The 19444-nt window shown below is 44.9% G+C and carries 16 protein-coding genes and 2 pseudogenes; 9 read left to right on the top strand and 9 right to left on the bottom strand.

The genetic code is table 11. From position 1 onward, the window contains the following. The first annotated feature begins 37 nt into the window (after window positions 1-37). The 4 genes and pseudogenes from ON006_RS05435 (at window position 38) to ON006_RS05420 (ending at window position 4354) form a co-directional block, all read left to right on the top strand. Window positions 38-2002 carry a sensor histidine kinase gene (locus ON006_RS05435; RefSeq protein WP_244819492.1) on the top strand — a complete coding sequence of 655 codons (1965 nt, stop codon included), beginning with the start codon at window positions 38-40 and terminating at the stop codon, window positions 2000-2002. Continuing rightward, window positions 1999-2390: pseudogene (locus tag ON006_RS32275) on the top strand (response regulator). The gene ON006_RS05435 and the pseudogene ON006_RS32275 overlap by 4 nt, the downstream one beginning before the upstream one ends. After that, a pseudogene (locus tag ON006_RS32140) lies at window positions 2387-2944 on the top strand (response regulator); the annotation flags it as partial. The pseudogenes ON006_RS32275 and ON006_RS32140, both read left to right, overlap by 4 nt. Before the next feature lie 75 nt (window positions 2945-3019). Further along, on the top strand, window positions 3020-4354 hold the full coding sequence (locus ON006_RS05420) for an ATP-binding protein (protein ID WP_244819665.1): 1335 nt from the start codon (window positions 3020-3022) through the stop codon (window positions 4352-4354). Window positions 4355-4809: 455 nt separating this feature from the next. Here ON006_RS05420 and ON006_RS05415 read toward each other — a convergent pair whose 3' ends face one another. Continuing rightward, complete coding sequence (locus ON006_RS05415; protein ID WP_244819493.1) at window positions 4810-5676, bottom strand: DJ-1/PfpI family protein; 867 nt, start codon at window positions 5674-5676, stop codon at window positions 4810-4812. 12 nt (window positions 5677-5688) lie between these two features. Beyond that, complete coding sequence (locus ON006_RS05410) at window positions 5689-6651, bottom strand: GlxA family transcriptional regulator (protein ID WP_244819494.1); 963 nt, start codon at window positions 6649-6651, stop codon at window positions 5689-5691. A 493-nt stretch (window positions 6652-7144) separates the two neighbouring features. On the opposite strand from ON006_RS05410, the gene ON006_RS05405 reads away from it, so the two are divergent. Further along, the gene (locus ON006_RS05405; RefSeq protein ID WP_244819495.1) at window positions 7145-8800 is read left to right on the top strand and encodes a hypothetical protein; all 1656 of its coding nucleotides are present in this window, start codon (window positions 7145-7147) and stop codon (window positions 8798-8800) included. 238 nt (window positions 8801-9038) lie between these two features. Here ON006_RS05405 and ON006_RS05400 read toward each other — a convergent pair whose 3' ends face one another. The 3 genes from ON006_RS05400 to ON006_RS05390 form a co-directional block, all read right to left on the bottom strand. Next, window positions 9039-10010 carry a hypothetical protein gene (locus ON006_RS05400; RefSeq protein WP_244819496.1) on the bottom strand — a complete coding sequence of 324 codons (972 nt, stop codon included), beginning with the start codon at window positions 10008-10010 and terminating at the stop codon, window positions 9039-9041. Window positions 10011-10274: 264 nt separating this feature from the next. After that, entirely contained in the window at window positions 10275-10934 is a 660-nt protein-coding gene (locus tag ON006_RS05395; RefSeq protein ID WP_244819497.1) for a putative endonuclease domain-containing protein, read from the bottom strand. A 91-nt stretch (window positions 10935-11025) separates the two neighbouring features. Beyond that, on the bottom strand, window positions 11026-12147 hold the full coding sequence (locus tag ON006_RS05390) for a Fic family protein (protein ID WP_244819498.1): 1122 nt from the start codon (window positions 12145-12147) through the stop codon (window positions 11026-11028). Window positions 12148-13260: 1113 nt separating this feature from the next. Between ON006_RS05390 and ON006_RS05385 the strand changes: the two genes are divergently transcribed. Both ON006_RS05385 and ON006_RS05380 read left to right on the top strand, forming a co-directional pair. After that, window positions 13261-13566 carry a helix-turn-helix domain-containing protein gene (locus ON006_RS05385; protein ID WP_255772823.1) on the top strand — a complete coding sequence of 102 codons (306 nt, stop codon included), beginning with the start codon at window positions 13261-13263 and terminating at the stop codon, window positions 13564-13566. Beyond that, window positions 13563-14789 carry a type II toxin-antitoxin system HipA family toxin gene (locus ON006_RS05380; protein ID WP_244819499.1) on the top strand — a complete coding sequence of 409 codons (1227 nt, stop codon included), beginning with the start codon at window positions 13563-13565 and terminating at the stop codon, window positions 14787-14789. The genes ON006_RS05385 and ON006_RS05380 overlap by 4 nt, the downstream gene beginning before the upstream one ends. Before the next feature lie 82 nt (window positions 14790-14871). On the opposite strand, the gene ON006_RS05375 is transcribed toward ON006_RS05380, so the two are convergent. Together ON006_RS05375 and ON006_RS05370 are read right to left on the bottom strand one after the other, a co-directional pair. Beyond that, a complete protein-coding gene (locus ON006_RS05375; protein ID WP_244819500.1) occupies window positions 14872-15246 on the bottom strand; it encodes a transposase in 375 nt (124 codons plus the stop codon). 435 nt (window positions 15247-15681) lie between these two features. Beyond that, entirely contained in the window at window positions 15682-15924 is a 243-nt protein-coding gene (locus tag ON006_RS05370; RefSeq protein WP_244819501.1) for a helix-turn-helix domain-containing protein, read from the bottom strand. Between the two features lie 242 nt (window positions 15925-16166). Here ON006_RS05370 and ON006_RS05365 point away from each other — a divergent pair, with 242 nt between their 5' ends. Then, window positions 16167-17273, top strand: coding sequence for a Fic family protein (locus ON006_RS05365; RefSeq protein ID WP_244819502.1), 1107 nt, complete (start codon window positions 16167-16169; stop codon window positions 17271-17273). A 95-nt stretch (window positions 17274-17368) separates the two neighbouring features. Here ON006_RS05365 and ON006_RS05360 read toward each other — a convergent pair whose 3' ends face one another. Continuing rightward, window positions 17369-17587, bottom strand: a complete 219-nt coding sequence (locus tag ON006_RS05360) for a hypothetical protein (protein WP_244819503.1) — start codon at window positions 17585-17587, stop codon at window positions 17369-17371. 57 nt (window positions 17588-17644) lie between these two features. Next, the gene (tnpA, locus tag ON006_RS05355) at window positions 17645-17947 is read right to left on the bottom strand and encodes an IS66 family insertion sequence element accessory protein TnpA (RefSeq protein ID WP_244819504.1); all 303 of its coding nucleotides are present in this window, start codon (window positions 17945-17947) and stop codon (window positions 17645-17647) included. A gap of 722 nt (window positions 17948-18669) precedes the next feature. Between tnpA and ON006_RS05350 the strand changes: the two genes are divergently transcribed. Further along, on the top strand, window positions 18670-19443 hold the full coding sequence (locus ON006_RS05350) for a phytanoyl-CoA dioxygenase family protein (RefSeq protein WP_244819505.1): 774 nt from the start codon (window positions 18670-18672) through the stop codon (window positions 19441-19443). Window position 19444 lies beyond the last annotated feature (1 nt).

The raw sequence follows: 19444 nt of genomic DNA, 5'->3' as shown, positions 1-19444 counted from the left end.
AATTCCTCTGGAATCATACCCTTAACCTAAGATCCCCATGAATACTACCTGGTATGAATTAAATGTGCTCGTTATAGTTTCGGTGGCTCAGCTTACCCTTGGTTTGACAGTACTGATCTACCTGCTCAGCCTGCCGGCTAAGAATCTGGAAGCCAAACTGTTTGCTGGTTATTTACTGGCGACCTGTTTGTTTTATACAATGCAGACCCTCAATAATCTGGTTGTTTCTCTCTCCTTCAAAGGCCTTATGTATGGGCTGAGTAACATTATTCTGGGCATAGCGCTTTTATTTTATGTAGGGTTTGCCTACCAGTGCGGGGGCAATCCCTACAAGCGGGAGTCACTTTTAGTAATATTGATTGTGTCCTTGATGCTGGGGGGCGCCTTTTGTCTATCCGACCTGGACGCAATTTATATAACATATCCACATATAGCTGGTACCTTGTGGGTAGTATTGATATATGGCAGAAAAGCAAGCCGAGCGGAGAGCAAATCAGATTGGCCCACCCCAAGCAAAAAAGTGTTAAGAGGTTTTCAAAAATTGGCGTTCTTAACTTTTTTGATCTGGGTTTCGGTAGCGTTTTTGCCCCCGGTCATTCATTGGGGCCTCACACCATTTATGCTTTCGTATTTTGTAATACCCCCCTTGATATTGTTTCAAATCACCTATGCCGGCATTGTATTCCTAAACTATACCCCCCATCGCACTTCCTTTCAGGCCAAAGTAGTGGGTCTTGTGCTGTGTCCCCTGCTCATCATTCTGGCTCTCACGCCGATCGTGCTGCGGCAACTGGTCGTGGACCTGCCGAACTTTGACCTGGTGAATTACCGCCTGTCGGCCGCCTTTTTGATCCTGATCCCCTTAACTACCCTGGCCGTGGTGGTGGGGCTGCAGCGGTTTCTGCGCTCCAACCTGCTGAGTCCCCTCCACCAGATCCTGGAAGGGGTGCGCCAGGTAGATGCGGGGAATCTGATGGTACAGGTACCGGTGGAGGTTCGGGATGAAATCGGAGATCTGGCCCAGAATTTCAACCAAATGACGCGGTCGCTGCGGCAGTCGAAGGAGGAACTGACCCAGTATGCCGAAAACCTGGAAACCAAAGTAGTGGAACGGACCCAGGAATTGAAACAATCTTTGGATAACTTGAAAGCTACCCAAAGTCAACTCATCCAGAAAGAAAAAATGGCCAGCCTGGGCGAGCTCACGGCCGGTATCGCCCACGAGATCCAGAACCCGCTCAACTTCGTCAACAACTTCGCCGAGGTATCCGCCGAGCTGGCCGAGGAGCTGCAAGAGAGCGCCAAAAGCCAAAATATGGAGGCCGTCATAGACCTGTCCAGCTACCTACGTGATAACATGGGCTACATCGCCGAGAACGGACAACGCGCGTCGGCCATCGTCCGCTCCATGCTCGAGCACAGTCGTAGCAGCTCCGACGAGCGAAGGCCCACCGACCTCAACGCCCTGGCCGACGAGTACCTGCGGCTGGCCTACAACGGCATGCGGCGGTCGGAAGGCCGCACCCCCGGTGATCCGGCCCGGGACCCCGACTTCCAGGTGCAGCTCATTACGGACTTCGAGAATACGCTACCCCCGGTGGAGGTGGCTCCGCAGGAAATCGGGCGGGTGTTGCTGAATCTGTGCAACAATGCCTTCTACGCCGTGCGGGAAAAGCAGTACAAACAGGTAGCAGTGGCCGGAGTAGCCGACGAAGGGACCTACCAGCCGACGGTGTGGATCAGTACCCGCCGGGTTCAGGGTCAGGTAGAGTTGTCTGTAAAGGACAACGGCAACGGAATACCGGAGGAGATCATTAGCAAGATCTTCCAGCCCTTCTTTACCACCAAGCCTACGGGTGAAGGCACGGGCTTAGGGTTGAGCCTGAGCTACGACATTGTAACCAAGGGCCATGGAGGAGAGATAAAGGTCGAGAGTCGGGAAGGAGAAGGAACTGTATTTACAATGAGTTTACCACAGCAATTAACTACCCTCCACACATGAAAATTTTAGTAGTTGACGACGAGGCTCAGATGCAAACGCTGTTTGAGCAGCGATTCCGGCACGAAACGAGCCGGGGCGAAGTACAACTGACCTTTGCCCGTTCGGGTGAAGAAGCCCTGGCCATGATGCCCGGCTCGGCGCGGTTCTGATTCTGTCGGATATCAACATGCCAGGCATGAGCGGCCTGGAACTTTTACGTCGCATCAGGAACATCCACCCGCACCGCCCGCCGACGGTGGTGATGGTGACCGCCTACGGCGATCAGAACAACCGGCAGCAGGCCGCTCGCTACGGGGCCGACGATTTCCTGACCAAGCCCATTGACTTTAGGCTGTTGAAAGACAAGCTCGGTGAATTTGTGGTAGATAATCATGCCACCGGAATATGAGTACCAGCATACTTGTCGTGGACGACGAAGTGCAATTGCAGCCGCTGATGCAGCAGCGGTTCCGGCGACGGATCAGCGCGGGAGAGTATGTGTTTCGTTTTGCGGCCAACGGGCAGCAGGCCCTCAACACCATCCGGGAGGATGCCAACATTGATGTGATTCTGCTCGACATCAATATGCCCGACATCGATGGTCTGACCCTTCTCTCGCAACTGCCCGATCTGCTGCCTACCAGTCGGGCGGTAATGGTATCTGCTTACGGGGATATCAACAACGTGCGTACAGCTATGAACCGGGGCGCGTTTGATTTTGTAATAAAGCCCATCAACTTCCAGGATCTGGAACTGACCATTGATAAGACCGCCCGGTACGTGAGCCAGCTCCGGGAGTCTATCCACAGTAAAGCCGTCGCGGATCTGAAAGCGCGGTTCTTTGATAACATTACCCATGAATTTCGGACGCCCCTGTCGCTGATTCTGGGCCCGACCGTCACGCTCCTGCAAACCCCCTATCTGGACGAAAGAACCCGGCATGGCCTGACTACCATCCACCGCAATGCCCGTCAGCTCCTGCACCTGGTCAATCAACTGCTAGACCTCGCCAAACTGGAAGCCGACAGCCTGCCAGTCGTGGAGTCAAGGGGAGACATCGTGGCCTTTGTGGGACAGGTCGTGGACTCTTTTCGGGATATAACCGAGGAGAAGGGGCTCAGCTTGCTGCTTTCCTCCGGACATTCCAGCCTGGCTGCACTCTTTGATGCCGACAAATGGGAGAAAATCCTCAAAAACCTGCTTTCCAACGCCATCAAGTTTACCCCCGCAGATGGTCAGATAGCCGTTCGCTGCCAGGTAGAAGAAAATCGGGTAGTGCTCACGATCAGAGATAACGGCATCGGTATCCCCTCTGAACATCTGCTGCACATTTTTGATCGTTTCTACCAGGTAGATACCTCCCTGACCAGGGCGTACGAAGGCTCAGGCATTGGGCTGGCACTGGCGCACGAACTTACCAGGCTGGTAGGGGGCACCATAGCGGTGGCAAGTACCCCTGGCCTGGCGACCACCTTCACACTGGCGCTACCTTTTCATCCCATCTCGGAGGAGGAGCCGGTGGAGATGTTACCCAGCAAGGTAGCCACGGATGCCGGCCCCTGGCTCTTTACCCGTGCCCGGCCCGAAGCCGCAGAACATAATGCTACCCGTCCACTGATCCTGCTGGTGGAGGATAATACCGAATTGCTGACCTTCCTGGCGGAGTCCCTATCGGGTCACTACCGGGTACTGACCGCTTCGACGGGGCGCGAAGGCCTGGATATCGCTCTGGATGAATTGCCCGAGATAGTAGTCAGTGATGTGATGATGCCCGAAATGGATGGGTACCAACTGACGCGGCGTCTCAAAACCAACCCCGTCACCGATCACATTGCCGTGGTGCTGCTCACGGCCCGGTCGGCGGCAGCGAACCGTCACCAGGGGCTGGCCGAAGGCGCGGACGACTACCTTACCAAGCCCTTTGATCTGGATGAGCTGCGACTGCGGTTGCGTAACCTGATCAGTCGCCAGCAAAAACTACGTGACTTCTACGAAAAAAAGATCGGCTTATCTCCCACCGTACCTCAAGGTCCGGAGCCGCTACGAATGGCCGTTCAGGAGGCTTTTGTCGCACGGTTAAATCTGCTCATTGAAGCGAATCTGGACGATTCCTCGTTCCGGGCCGAGTCGCTGGCCGACGAAGTAGCCATGAGCATCCGCACCCTGAACCGTAAGCTCACTATGCTGGCTGGGGTCAGTCCGGCCCGGCTCATCCGGACCTACCGTCTCCGGCGGGCCATTGACCTGTTGCGGGCGGGGCATCCGGTTTCCGAAACTTCCTATATGGTTGGATTTGACCATCCAACTAATTTCTCCACGGCTTTTAAGGAGTTATATAAAAAATCACCTTCCGAGTATCTCGAAAGCTATTGAGGAAAGGCAGACTTTATTATAAGAAATTTTTTACTGCGGAAAAATACGGTAACGGCCATTGTTTTATATTGGATTTATTAAGTCCGGTTGACCTGTAAAGTCCATCAAAAAAAGGCTGATGGTCCGCGGTTGCGAGACAATTGATTTTTCGATAGTATGGGATTGTTTTGAACACCCTGTCATGAAAACAAAAATGTAAGGCGATAGAAATCATGCGGATTAGAGCCTGGCAAGGCAATTTTTAGTACATCCGAAGCAGGGTTTGGGTAAATCATAGGCCAAATTTGAGATGTCTTTCTCAACTTCCCTTGCAGCTGCTTGAACTTGACCGGCGGCGGTTTCGATTAATGGCCTATTGTTTGTTTATAGTCCGGAGCGTATTTTAATAAAAGCCATTGCTTACTATCATTTGTACCCACAGAACACGGTCAATGGAATTCATTAGCAATGTATGTCTATTTATTCTCTGCCGCACCCTTCTCTGACGGCTTAACAATCAGTCCTTCGTCCGGCTTCCACTTATCATACTCCATATAGCGAGCCGTTTGGGTAGCCATGGCCTGTCCTTTTAGCCTGGCAACTACATGTAGGGCACCATCAATTCCTGCGGAAACACCCGCAGTCGTGACGATTTGTCCATTGTCAACAAAGCGGGTATCTGACAGAATCTTTGCTTTGGGCGTTGCCCGTTGTAGCTTCTTGATGTAAGAATGAAAAGTAGTCGCTTGTTTACCGTCCAGCAGTCCCGCTTTGGCAAGCAGTCCGGCACCTGTACAAACCGACAACATTACTTCTGCATGGGTAGAAGCGTTTTTTATCCAGTCAATGAGTTGCTTATTTTCAATGAACGGACCGGTATCACCTCCGGGTAAAACCACAATATCAGGCTTGGGACAATCTGTCAAGCTATAATTTGGAGTTACCTTAATGAATCCCTGACTGATGATCGGTTCTTCGGAGAGCGAGACAGTATAGACATTAAACCCATCTGTTGAAGCAAAGACTTCACTAGGGCCTGCGAAATCCAGAATTTCTACACCATTGTGAATAAAAATAGCCACATTTCGCTTTTTAGCCTGCTTCTCGGTTCGCATCAGTGAATCTGAAAGGGCAGGAGTGCCTTCGATAAGAGGCATTCCGCAATCCTGACAATTGCCGGGCTTTTCGTGCCGTTCCAGATCACAATCACTGCCGCAGGGCTTGCAATAACACGACATTGGTATTTCTCTGGGAGATATGTTCTTTGCCAAAAGTGGGCTGCAAGCGGCAATGAGCCAACAGGCAGCGAACAAGTAAGATGTGTAACGAAGAATGATGTTCATGGGCTAATGAAATTAAGATGAAATAAAAGATACTGTGTTGTTTTTAAGTTTGTCTTTCTGCCAGATCCGGCGTAACTGGCGTGCATCCTGAAAACCACACTTCTGTGCAATGGCTTCCATGGTCATGTCGGGATTATGTCTTAAAGTACGGGCCAGCTCCAGCCGTAGTAGCGTGGTGTAGTCATGAATGGAAATCCCGGTCTCTTTTCGAAATGTCCGGGTCATGTTGCGCGTACTCATACCGGCGATCTCGGCGAGCGTGTCCAACGTAAACCTGGTTTTTAGATTCGCAATCAGCCAGTCCTGCACCTGGTGAACGGCTACATTCATGTGATTGCGGTAATCAAGGTAAACGCTTTTCTGCGAATGGTGGGGACCGCGGCGTAGATAAACGACTAATTCGCGGGCTATCTTCGCGGCAAGCAGCGGACCTTGCTGCTCTTCCAGAATTGCCAGTGCCATATCTATGCCGGCGGTAATTCCGGCGCTGGTATAAATCCCGCCATCGTTTACGAATAACCGGTCATGTTGGGTTAGGATTTGTGGATAAGTTGTTTGCATTTCATCAACGCGCTTCCAGTGCGTAGTGCATTTCCGTCCGTTCAAAAGGCCAGTCTGGGCCATAATAAAAGCGCCAGTACAAACAGAGCATAACATAACTCCCAGACGGTGTTGCGCACGAAGCCAGTCAAAGAAATCGTGCTCCGCTCTAAATTCTTCTGATCGGATATAATGTATGTCCATTCCGGGGACAAAAATCAAATCGCCACGTTGAGGTAGCAGCTCCGTAAAGTGCTCAACCACACCTATCGGAAGACCTGCCGAGCTTGTTACCCGGTTTTGGAAACAGCAATACCGTAGCTGATACGGAGCACCGTACTCAGCGGCTTCATAAAAAACCTGAACTGGTCCGGTCAGATCTAGCACGTGTACATATGGAGGTACAACAAAAATGACTTGCTGAGTTTGCGACATTTATTACTGATTCAGATTGTAAAAGTAGAAGGTATCCGGCATCTTAATGAGCCAAATGTCGGACATTTTGGGACAAAAACAGTTGGTCCGAATAACTCTGTAGATTCCGGTGAAAGTGAGCAAGAGCCAGGATTTGAATTCTGTTGTCGCGTTACCTTTCCAAGAGCACATATGTAGTCTTCCCGGCAGAGAGTTACAATGATAACTTAGACAACTCTTTTGAAGAAAGTTTAGCAATCACCATTACGCGGGTGTCTGTCATTACTGTTCAAAAAGTAATTGAGCACCACTGATCAATAACACTATGCCGACGGCCCCAGGTTAAAGGGCCTTTTGTAATGTGTCCTTTCATTGGTGACAACTGCCAGTCTACAAAAGAGCTGTTGAGTCAGCGAATGACGAGAAAGATTGTTCATTATTGAAGGAGTCATTTTATATTTAAAGATTGGATGCTTAAAGGACACGTATTGTAGAATCTCATAAATTATTGGTAATGAGTGTTGAAAAGGAGATAGGTGTACTTCGAGCAATGGTATCAAAATTTGATCTTGAAAGCTTCGCTGGTTTCTTTGCTCATTACATAAGGCAAAAACCCTCTGATTTGGGCTCCGAGGTCATGGGTAGGTTTGATTCCAAAGTCAAAGATTTCCTTTACATGATTGCCCTGAACGCTTTTAGCGATCAGCAGCAAAGAAGTAGCTTTGAATACAACCAGGGGCAGATAATTGGCTTTGCAAAGACATTGGATAAAATTAAGGATGATGTTCGGTATGTGGCACCAAAGGATTATAACCTGGAGGCGGTGATTCATCAGCTTGCATTCCGTAACCATTTTGATAACGCAACGTTAACATATGTGGAACAGGATATCGAAAAAATAAAGATTGTTTTTAAACCTTTCGATTCCGTCATTGCAACTGATTTTGGCCTCACATTTGAACAGATGGTTGAGATCTATAAATATTCTGAACAAGTCACAAGAGTTAAGTACGCCGCATCAACTGCCTTTCTTAAATCAGAGGAATATTTAGATTTCAAACGACTCAGTGACAGTATGCCTTTCGGTGAGGCCACCTATCCACGCCTTTCGGCTCAGGTAAGGGAAGCGCTGGCAGCTTTCGAGCAAAGGCCACACGCTTACCTTCTTTTTTCACCTGAGGATCTGTACGAAAAATTTCCTCGCAATATTGTTGATAAGTTCCTGGAGCATTTCAGCTTTGTTCCGCAAGAAGATTCAAAAGTGGTTTATTATTCTGCTGAAAGTCCTTTTGAGCTCCAGCCAATCATCAGACTTTCCGCTAACAGGTATTTGCACGTTTATCAGAAGCAGATTCCTGTCGCAATCTACAAAAGACTTTATACTCATCTGTCTGCAAGTGTCAGTCTGTCGGAACGTTTACACCGGCATAAGGACAAGGTCCTCGAAAAAAAGGTTAGTGGGACATTCAGACGATTTTTTGATTCGAAGCAGGCGTTCTTCTATGAAAACTATATTGTGGGATCCGGCGGAGAGCAGGACCTGCTCATCATCTATAAGGGTCGTGCGCTAATTGTTGAAGTAAAAGCCACCAAATTGCGCGCGCCTTTTCGCAATGCGGAAATGGCGGTAAAAAGGTTAAAAGCCGATTTTAAAAGTAGCATACAGTATGGCTATGATCAGTGTAAAAGAATTCATGATCATCTTTGTTCTGATCAAAATTTTACGATAAAGGATCAAAAGGGAAGAGCTCTTTATGAAGTAGACCCATCCCGAATCCAGGATGTTTACTCAATCGTTGTTACCTTGGAGCGCTTTGGAAGTTTGCAAACTGATCTTTCTTTGATGCTTTTAAAAGAGCACACCGCAACCTATCCGTGGTCGGTGTATTTGGATGATCTAGAGACGTTCTTGTTATCACTCAGGCAAATATCCGGCAAAGGTATAGGGGACTTATTTCATTTTCTGGAGCTAAGAGAGTCCCTACATGGGAGAATATATGCTACTGACGAACTTGATATATGTGGCGCTTATTTGAGAGATCCTGTGCAATTCAGACGCTATTGTCAGCAGTCAGACAAACTTATTATATTTCCTCCCAGTGAACAGGATATTTTTGACAAACTTTACTATGCGAAAAAGCTACGGCTTCAGGAACGGGGTTTATCCTGACTAAAATCTCTTCAATTAAGAGAAATTTCGGTCATCTGGTGCGAATGCTTTAATGGAGTCTTCTCCGATTTTGCTTTTATTCTTTACATATTTCCTGTGGATAAATTTTATCCTGCCAACGCTCAGTCGATCTGTGTCAAAGGGACTACGGTAAACAGAGTAAGTTGCATTTGCCGTAATTTTTTAAGTATTGGTTAGAAAAAGCTTCGATGTACTGGGAGTAAATGGTTGGGATTAATCAAACACTCAGTAAATGTGTGTCTTTTTGTTTTTCAAGGAATCGTTTCATGGAATCAGATACAGGCGGTTCTATCGCAAAATCGCCGAACATGTCTTTTAAACTTTTCCATTGCTTTGTTAAAAATCCCATTCTCCTGTATTTGGGACATATCCATACCCAGTCCAGCGTCCATTGTTTGCTTTGGTCGCGACGAATTCTTTCCCTGAAACAATAAGCACCAATAATAGCTCCCTTATCATTTGTCACCAGATATCCCACCGCCTCTATATCCCTTGGCTGGCCTGGCGCAGCCCATTGAAAAGAATCGTATTGCATTTCCCTTTTGAATGCAAGCGCCCTGCTATGCATTTCCCTGTGTTTCCAGACTGGCGAACGCCACGTTACAAGCGCTGGCATTTGCTCTGTCTGCATTTCCCGTAGATACTGCCTGTGAGGCTGAGGATCCAGATATCTCATTTTCTTTTTATGCTGCTGTCTGTGAGCATAGCTGGAGTCCGGGTCTCCTTTTTCCCAAACTTCGCCACAGTCAGCGCAACGAACCGTCAGGGTTTCTCGCATGTCCCTGGGCTGTTTGGGCGAGCTGATGCGTATACTTACAATGCGGCCATCTGCATTTTGTTTCATTGCGAGTCTGTATCCTAAACGGGTAGTTAGGTGGCCTGCAACTTTTGATTGAAGCGGCAAATTCTTTTTTGAATCCGCTAATAGATAAAGTTCACCATGCTTGTGTCTCTTTTTCTCGAACGTTGTAATGGCTAGCTCACTTTGAGTAAACGCCTTATTTTCCTTCGCTAGAATCTTAGGTTTTAGCAAATTAATCAAATAGTTTGCGTCACATTCAAAGCCGATCTTCTCAAGCAGGATCAGAAATAGTGCAACGTCGTTTGCTCGCATTCCCTGATGCCAAAAAATTTCTTTTTGAGCAACCCGGGAGCGGTATGTAAAACGTTCCCATTGAATGCCAAGCATTCTTGACACTTTGTAAGAGTCAAATTCACTCGTCGTAAGTCTGGGATCCAGCCAATAGAAAAGGGTCTCAAAATCGCATGCTGTTAGCCATCCTAACTTTACGATATTATTGAAGGTAACCCTTGCTTTCAATGGAGATGCCGGGCGAATCGAGCTGTTTAGAATCGCCCATAACAATTCAAGTGTGGGGCTGTCGAGAATATATTCCAAAATACATTTAGCGGATTGTAATGTAACTGTCTTTTGCTTGTATCGGTCGAATTGCTATGGCTTTCTCTCTTTAAGGGAAATAAGTTGTTCAATGCTGGCCCCGTGATTTTGTTCTGCGATCGAAAACAATGAATTCCAGAAAGCCTTTTTGTCAGCCTGACACCTGCGATGGATGACAAGGTTTGCCATACCAGTCATTCTGTTGTTCTCATCCCGGATGGCGTAGTCTATCCAATGTGTCTCCTGATCGACAAAAGGATCTTCGTCAAGCCTTTCTTGTAAATCTTCTGTGATGAGTCTTGAATAATTATATTGATAGCGGGAATTGAACAGGTCCTTATCGTAAAAGTAAATAAGATGAACGCAGTCGTTGACGTTCCAGAACAGGTCTTTCCCTCTAAAACGATAAATACTATCGGTCAGATTGCTTCCCAGCATGAGTGCGTCCCGCCACTCATCACGGTAAGCATCATGAAAATCTTTTCCGTCGCATTCGATGGCAATTCTTTTTTCTCCAAGCTGAAGCAGGAAGTCAAGTCGAAACATACCCCAAGGCGTCTGAACTTCGTGTTGAGGATAGATTTCAACCTTGGACGATACGTATTTCTCAAAGGCATCAATGAATAAGGTTTCAATAGGGCTTTCCAGTTTTAGGCGATCTGCGTGGCACTGGGCTCCGTCGACTGAAAGGTCAAAGTTTTGTGCTCTGTTCATGCTTAGTTGAAGGGCTTACAGTGGTTTGTTGGTTTCTTTGTGCTAATAAGACAGGGAATTGCCACACGATTATTATTGTTTGAATTATCTGCTATTCGGACAGTATCCTATGTAATTCCAGATTGACAAAATAGTGATTGCCTCCTATACTCTTCATTTCAACTATTCCCATATCTGTTAACTTTTTTAAGTATGATCTTGCTGTGTTTTCTGCAAAAATGCCTTTTTCGGTAAAGTGCCGGACTTTTGTGAATGGGTTAGTGAATATTACGTCAACGAGTGCTTCCGGACGTGCTATGTCCGTTTCTGATCTCACTTCGTCAAGTATTGCATCTTTTGTAGAGATAATATCGTTGATTTTATAATACGTGTCATTGGCAGTTACCTCCACAGCCTTAAGCATATAAATAATCCAGTTTTGCCAGGAGGCTCTCTGCGTAACTGATGCGAGTGCGTGATAATAGTCTTCCTTGTGCTCCAGTATATATTTGCTAAGAAATAGAATTGGAAGGTCCAGCAATCCTTTTTCAACAAGATAATGGATATTGAAAATCCTGCCTGTTCTGCCGTTTCCATCTCTGAAAGGATGGATAGCTTCAAACTGCAGATGTCCTATGGCCATTTTAATCAAAGGGTCAGTATTAAATTGATCATCGTCATTCATAAATAGCAACAGATTATCAATTTTAGCTTCCACTATACCAGCTCCACGGGGAGGCGTGTAGATGGCGGTCCCGGCATTTGGACCTGTTCCTCCCTGCTTGATATATATTTGCGCAAAAGGTTTACGTATTCCATCAGTTTCTCCTGTAATTTTTTTATAGATTAATTCAAGATACTCCCTGTTGAATGTACGGGATTGTTTTAAATAATGATACCCTTCCCATAAAGATTCCCGATAATGTAAAACCTCCTTGGATGGTCCCTGTTGAACCTGATTGGGGTTATCACTGAATGCCTTGTATAGCTCATCGTCTGTTGTGAAAATGTTTTCTACTGCACTTGAAGCCTTGGCTTCCTGCAGACTGATTGTATTGATCAACATTCCCTGATTTGGTATAGCGGCACTTCTACCTTGTAATCGTGCGATCGCAGCTTTGGAGTTTACCAGTTGTTCGTAGACATCTAATGTCTTATAGTGCTCCTCTCCGATAGGGAGTTCCGGAAGCCCATTCCAGGGCTGAGCCCGGTCAGGATTAAGGGTATAGGGCATAGTTGGGTAATATCAATTTATAAGTCAGTAAGATTATCAAATATAGGCAGAATGATTTAACATTAAAAATCGGTTATTTTAATGTTAGCAAGTAATTGTGGCCTTAATTGTATTGCATAAGCACCGCACTAACATTAAAAATTCGTTATTTTAATGTTAGTGTTAAAGTTGACATCTATGAAGTGGGAGTGCAGCATATCTGGCATTAAAAATAGCCATTTTTAATGCCAGATATGCTGCACTCCCACTTTCCGGCAGAATAGTTTGTTCGTTTTATTCGCTAGTTCGCGTTCAGTGAACAATTTGAAATAACGAGCAAGTTGAATGTTGAAAATTTAGCCGAAAGATTATTCTAAAAGTCGAGTGCGCCAGGTATGGCGTCTGATAAGAACCTGGCAAAAATTTTTAAAGATTAGTGACTGTTATCAGCGGTGTCTTATTTCAGAAATTTTCTTATCAATAATCCATTAGGAGTATTTTAACGAATCGCAAAAAATATTCGTGGAATAAAAATGCATCACTGCACACTACCGCTATTGCACTAATAAACAAATTTGTATTGCACGTAAAAGAAAAAGGACTTAGCGAAATTCGCTAAGTCCTTGATTTTCAAGTGTACCCACCTGGAATCGAACCAGGCACCTACCGATTATGAGTCCGTTGATTCAAATAACTTGGCGTCTCGTATGTCACATATTTATCAGATAATTGTGACATAACGCACAGCAATTATGATTGATGCGAGAAACTATAAATGGATGTACACGCTTTTCCAACAACAAGCGTGTATCCAACTTATTATGCCTCAAGAACCTGAATAATCACGAAGTTCATTTTGTAAGTTCCTGTGCCATAGATCAATATGGACTAACATTTAGGGTATAGGTGGCATTCACTTGTTTTGTTTGCCACCTTGAGCATCTAGCGCTGTCAATACCTCAATTGACTTGCAACAAATGGGAGCAAAGGTCATTAGCCATTGTTTAAAACCAGGATCTAATACTGATAATTTTAACTTAAAACCATCTAAGTAAGGCATTCTTAGCTTTCAATTAACTATATTTGTGATACAATAGTATTAACTATTAGGTTAAAATAGCGATAGGTACTACAATGATAACACTTATATCGCCGTCAAAGGCGCTTCGTAAGCTTGCAGAGAACGTGCGATCCAGGCGTCTAAGTGCGGGCCTTACTCAGGAAGGTTTGGCAGAGCGTTCAGGCGTTGCACTACCAACTCTAAGAAAATTTGAGCAGAAAGGGGTCATCTCTTTAGAGTCATTCCTTAGGCTCCTTTTGGTTGTAGGCGGCATCGAGGAAGTGATTGAGGCTATCAAGCCTGTAAAACCAGCATTTTCTTCTATTGATGAAGTGTTGAAGGAAGAGACTTCAATCCGTAAACGAGGTCGTCGCAAATGAAACGGCTTACCACAGAACTCAAAGTAAGATTGGATTTCGGCAGCGAAATTCTTCCGGTTGGGCGTTTGGCTATTCGCGACCACACCATTTATTTTGAATATGAGGCTTCATTCATTCAAAGAGGATTGGAGATTTCTCCTTTACGATTGCCTCTCAAAACAGGCGTTACCGCTTTTGAAACAAGACCTTTCGCAGGATTGGCGGGTGTTTTTAGCGATAGCCTACCCGATGGCTGGGGTCGTTTACTATTTGACCGCCTTGCGCGTTCTCAAAACATATTGCCGTCAGATATTACTCCACTGGATCGTTTGGCACATGTGGGATTTCACGGAATGGGAGCCTTAGTATATGAACCGGATCATAGTCCGTCTGATATAGAAGATAGCTTTATTGATCTGGATCAACTTGCTCAGCACGCCGGTGAAGTTCTTACAGGAAGTTCAGAAAAGATCATTCAGGAGCTACTTTCTCTAAATGGATCATCTGCCGGGGCAAGACCCAAAGCGCTCATAGGGGTTGATGAGACCCGCCAGAATATAACCCATGGTGCAAAGCAACTCGCCGATAGATTTGAGCCCTGGCTGATCAAGTTCCCAAATTCTCAGGACGGACTTGATTCCGGTGCTATTGAATACGTTTATGCCCTGATGGCAAGAGAGGCAGGCGTTGTAATGTCAGACGCTCATTTATTTGCTGCTAGCAAAGGATGCGGATATTTTGCAGCAAAACGCTTTGACCGGGATGGTATTAAAAGATATCACATGCATACGGTAAGCGGGTTATTGCATAGTGATTTTCGGACACCATCATTAGATTATGAAGATTTACTGACGCTTACTGGTCGGCTTACGAAAGACATCCGTGAGGTTGAGAAAATGTATAGACTGGCTGTATTCAATGTCCTGGCCCATAACCGTGATGACCATGCCAAAAATTTCAGTTTTCTGATGGATGATAAAGGGGAATGGAAGTTATCGCCAGCTTATGATCTGACGTTTTCTAATGGACCTGGGGGAGAACAAAGCACAATGGTAATGGGAGAAGGAAGAAATCCCGGCGACAAGCAGCTTATAAAGCTAGGTATTGAAGCGGGTTTGTCCAAAGCTCTTGTAAATGAAATTATTGCACAAACAAAGGCTGCCTTGGGGCAGTGGAAGACCTTGGCAAAAGAATACGGTATAAGTCAGCCAGAAATAGATTTGATAAATACAAGGCTGGCATGAAATGGACGGTGTATCTATTTCATGCCGTTATTAATTTACTCAAGTTTGAGAAGCCCATACTATTTAATTTTATTGAATTAGGCTACTGATTAATAACCATCTTATACATAAACGGAGGCTTAGCAACCATTCGGATCATTAGATTTTCGAATATTCCCTCCTTCATTTTGTGCCTGTTAAATCGATAGGTATATTCATTGATATAGGCTTGCAAATAGTCGACAGAATGATGCATCCCTCTTAACCAGGCATTAAACATCATTATTGCCCAATGTAATTGCGGGAAAATCTTCCCTTTTTTCCCTGACTTCTCGTGGATTAAGTTTGGGAATTCCTTTTTTAGTCCTCTATATCCCGGCCACCCGTCAGCACGAATATGTGCCTTTGGGTGAATGCTCTCCATCATAAAGGGTTTAAGGTTCTTCTTCTCAGCCGTTTGAATGACTTTTCCGTACATTCTAGAAATGCCGCGTCCTTTTTCTCAATACCTGTAACCACTAGTTTTTTCTTCCATTCGTTACGTCCCCAGTGCTTCATCATCTTGGCCGCTAACATTGGTTTCATCTACTTCGACCGTGTGGCTATTCCGGGGCAAAGAGGGCTCCGGAATAGCCAATCCAAGCATATTTTGATAGTCAAAACGGTAGATCCGATAGTCCCCCGGCTGAATTTTACATATGCTTGTTAATATATATTTATGGCTACTTATTACTTCCCGATACAGAAAGTGTAGTTAATTGAAAAACAGATCGTTGATAAAATAACGGTACAAATTCGGTACAAAAATCAAAGAAACTGTCGATTTGGTAGGTTTATTCCTATTAATAACTAAACTTTTACAAGATTTTGGAACGGCGCAAATTCTTTCGATCCTTGGCAAGGAGCAGTAAGCTTAGAGTTGTATTTTACTGAACCTGTTTGGATCTTTTGCATCAGTAGGTGTCAATACATGGCCAAACATACTTAATACATGATTGACTTTGGATAAGTTAAGGTTTTCTTTGCCTTGTTCGATTTTCCGGATTACAGTAAGTGCAATTACAGTAAGTGCAACCCCAGCTTTGTCGGCAAATTCTCCCTGAGTAAGACCCAATTGCTTCCTTCTGCTTTTTACAAATTCGGCTAGTTGATCCATTCTATATGTACTTACATATAAATATGTGCAGAATCTTTTGATTATATGCTTTTCGATATAGTTTTTCACCAAGTCTTTGCCTATGAGGAATAGAAAATCATTCTATAACTCATTTATTTCGTATTATTGAGTTATAGAAACAAGTTTGATAGCTCATGAAATGCCCATGAGAATGACTTCTCGCACAGTGGGATGATTATTCAGGGCATTCCATCTGACCAATAAAAATCAATTATAAACAGATGAAATGGATATGGGAAAGACCGGATTGGCCAAAATTCACATTTGACCCAGCGGAATTCATACATTTAGAACGCGAATTTCATCGGAATTCGGGTTTGATTTTAGGTTCACTCAGTTCTGTGTCGGCTGACGATGCGGATGAACTAAAGGTGAGTCTTTTGAGCAACGAAGCGCTGGATACATCAAAAATTGAAGGGGAGATATTAGACAGAGATTCTGTTCAATCATCTATCCGCGGTCAGCTGGGACTGCAGACTGACGGAAGAAGATCTGGCCCCAAAGAAACCGGTGTTTCCCGAATGATGGTGGATCTCTACAAGAGTTACAGTGAGCCCCTTGACCAAGAGCGCCTATTCTCCTGGCATCAAATGATGATGAACGGAAGGATAGATTTGGAAATAGTTGGAGGTTACCGAGTTCATGAAGATCCGATGCAGATTGTTTCGGGGAGGTTAGATTTGTCCCAAGTTTTCTATGAGGCTCCACCATCTTATAGGGTGCCAAAAGAGATGGAAAATTATCTTCTTTGGTTCAACCGAGCTTTCAATGAAGGAACACCTACGTTGGTTCATGCTGGTTTGGCTCACCTGTTTTTTGAATTAATTCACCCCTTTGAGGACGGAAATGGTCGAATCGGACGTGCCATTGCAGAAAAGGCATTGACTATGGGAGCCAAAAATCCCCTGATCACTTCACTGTCCAGTACCATAGAGCAAAACAAAAAGGCATATTATCAGGCTTTGGAGCGTGCCAATGGCTCGTTGGAGGTGACAAAGTGGTTAGTTTATTTTTCTGAGGAGGTATTGAAAGCCCAAGTCAATGTGCAGAAATTGATTCTATTTATTGTGGAAAAGGCGCGCTACTTTGAGGACTTCCGGAATAAGCTGAATGAGCGTCAGTCCAAAGTAGCACAACGGTTGTTTCGGGAAGGACCGGAAAGTTTCAAAGGTGGGCTGAGTGCCGAGAACTACATTCGAATTAGCAAAACTTCTCCAGCCACTGCAACCAGAGATCTAGCGGAAATGGTAGCCCTCGGAGCCCTAAAAAAGACTGGAAAACTTAGACATACACGGTATTATCTCCCGATGGTGGAAATCTCACATTGAGATTTTATCATTTTGAATTGAGGTCAAAATATTGTGTCTTAAGGATTTTGAAATACTTCCCATTTTCTGGCTGTCCATACGATGTATTCGCTTTTTCAAGAAAAAGGGTAGTTTCGGTTCAATATGCTAATCACCAATTTCTTCACAGTATCCATTTCCTCTGGTTTGCTCGACGCGATAAAGAGCGTTAAGCTGGCAATGGCCTCATTGCTTATGATGGAAATTCCTTCGCTGTTATGGAGTAGATTGTTCGATTGTAAAAAAAGAAGAAAACAAGCTGCCAGGCCTGCCAGCGAATAGATTCCGCAGCGCATATCTACCGGATGGTTGTATAAGAAGTAACGTGTAGACGATGATAAGGATAGCGTCGGTTAAGACAGCAATGCTTTTACCCATTCAGGCTCTGGCAACTCATAGAAAATGAGCGCACCTTTATCAGTTAGCCGTAGTTCGGCAAGTGGTTGAGAAGACTTTACTTCGATCTTATCAACTTTCATTTCAATGAACTCATGCTTGGGAAGAGCACTAGTTTTAAACTTTTTGGCCCAATACCAGAATGTCGAATACTTGATTGATTCCTGCTCGCAGAATACACGAGCACCTTTGCCGCTACTTTTCCATCGAAGGTATAGCTGGTGATAGCGTTGATGGGGTTTGTTTTGTTCTTTTCTCATATCCCAAAGCTCACTATTGGCGGTTAGCCCTGAAAGATGGATATAGGCGATTGCTTACCAAATATCGGCAAATACAGAAAATTATGGCCAATTACATTCCGGATAATATTTGCAAAAAATATTATCCGGAATGTAATCCCTATTGCTCGTACTAACAATTAATCGGAATGATTACGGCACCATACCAAACACAACTATTTTCACGACAGCGTTATGAAAATACAAGAGTAACACACTCATTGTTTTTAATAAAAAATGAGGGAAATGATCATACTTCCCTCTGAGGTGGAGACGGAGGGAGTGAAATCGAACACCTGACCAAGCTTCTCAAGCTAATTCAAGCAATAAATCTAAGGGATTGATCAGGTGTTCAACTATCGTTCTCGGTTCTGGCAGGAATTTATCCTACAATTAGCCGGGCTGCTCGATAATAAGCAGCTATTTCTCATTCATTTTAAGTAAGTTACATATAGAAAATCTATTCAGTTGTGAAGCTCAACTGCCTAAGAATCGCTATTATCGGCTCATGTAGGAAAAGCCCTGAAACGGTGATACAGATAATATTTTTTTCCTTCTACTCCCCCTAACATTAAAAATTCAAAAAATAACGTAAACCTCAAATGTTCAATTTTGTATCACCCTACAAAATCATAATTACCTGGGGTAAGTAATAGATACATTTGAGCATACTAACCTGCATTTACGTATCTAATAGAATTATCATGGATAACATTCAGCTTACAAAACAGCAAATAAATTTCTTTGCCACCCACGGGTACCTGGTTGTCGAAGACCTGATTTCCAGTGAAGAAATCGAGCTTTATAAAGTAATGTATGATGATTTTCTTTCCGGCAAGATCGATGTCGGAGCGAGCAGATCGGACCTGGGAGAGGAACTTGGGAACAGTGGGACGGTAGAGAATATCACCCAGATCATGTGGCCCAGCGATTTCAGACCTGAGCTTCTGGAAATGTCGTACCATAAACGCGCATTGGAAATAAGCAGACAGCTGATGGGCCACGATCTTGATATGGATTTTGATATGCTGATCAATAAATCGCCATTTACCAACACCATTACACCATGGCACCAGGATGAAGCTTACTGGTTGAATGTTCCCGATAAAAGGGCTGCGAGTTGCTGGCTTTCGCTGGACTACGCCACTTTGGACAGCGGCTGCATGTGGTTTGTGCCGGGATCCAACCTGAAAGAAGTGAGGCCACATACCTTTGCCAAGAAAAAGGGCGGTGCGCTGATGTGCGAGGCCAGCGAGGGTGAAGGTGTTGCTGTCGAGCTCAAACCTGGCTCCTGCACTTTCCACCACGGAAGGACTTTGCATTACAGCAGAGGAAATGCCACTGAAAATCAAAGAAGGGCATTTATCGTAAATTTCAGGCCTGGCGAAATGATCTGTTACGAGCGGGAAAACGGCTTTGACCATGGCAGACAAAACGCGGGTGACAGACAATTGAAAAACGACGAATTCGCCGGATAAT

Origin of the sequence: Dyadobacter pollutisoli (assembly GCF_026625565.1) — a bacterium.
In the GTDB taxonomy this organism is placed as follows: Bacteria; Bacteroidota; Bacteroidia; order Cytophagales; family Spirosomataceae; genus Dyadobacter; species Dyadobacter pollutisoli.
The sequence above is the reverse complement of the archived record's forward strand: the minus strand, read 5'-3'. Positions and strand labels throughout refer to the sequence as shown.